The organism is Oleiphilus sp. HI0128, from assembly GCF_001635365.1.
On record NZ_LWGG01001322.1, the window covers coordinates 1 to 825 of the forward strand.

The 825-nt window shown below is 45.2% G+C and carries 1 protein-coding gene; it reads left to right on the forward strand.

Annotated elements, in window-relative coordinates; all coding sequences use genetic code 11:
• Positions 1-672 (forward strand): hypothetical protein (locus A3763_RS29075; RefSeq protein ID WP_197483042.1); only part of this gene is annotated, 672 nt, incomplete at its 5' end.
• Positions 673-825: the final 153 nt, after the last annotated feature.

An 825-nucleotide genomic window follows, 5' to 3' on the forward strand; every position in this document is an offset into this window, starting at 1 on the left:
GTAACCCTGGAATCCTCTGGCGTTGATGAAGGTGCAGACTTGCGCAATCACCTTTTTACCACCGAACTACGTGCAGTCGATGTAGAAAACACTCCCTACCTGATCGAAGAAAAGACCTTCCGTCGGACCTTACCAGAAGACCTGCCGCAAGAAGTGACTGAAAGCCAAGCGTTTGAGCTTCATTGCGTTATGTTCAATACCGAAGTCCTGAAAAGCCTTGAACTCCCGCACATGACTATCCGAGAGCACCTGGATATCGGCATGCAGCTGAAGAACCGAGGCCTAAAGCTTTATGTAGAGCCTCGTTGCAATATTATCTTTGATAACTTAGGCACTCGTGCCAGCCTCTCAGACCTTAAATACTTTAACTTACGCTGGAACAGCAAAATCACTGAGTCATCCAGCCGACTATTTGAGAAGCGATGGGGCTATAACTTCTACTCTGAGCAATCCATATATAACTGGGCGATTAGGCGACGCATATTCCTGGTTTTAAGGTGGATGCATATTCCTAACGGCCTAGCGAACAAAATTGACCGAGTTTTCTTTGCAGTTAGAAGGCGTTTATTTCCCATCTGGGACCCTTTAAGTAACCCTAACGAACAGTCTCGCTTACTATATGATGATTTTGGCGGTAATGCGCCAGAGCAAAAAAGCCACGCTACGAAATAAAGTAACCGATATGTTTGCTGAAGGAGCAAAACCATTAATATTTTAATCGTCGCAAATTCTCTAGACAAAGGTGGCCGAACGAAACGAATCAGCCAAGAGAAATCTGGTCTTGAAGCACTTGGTCATTCCGTCTTTCTTGCATCGTTTGAGCCA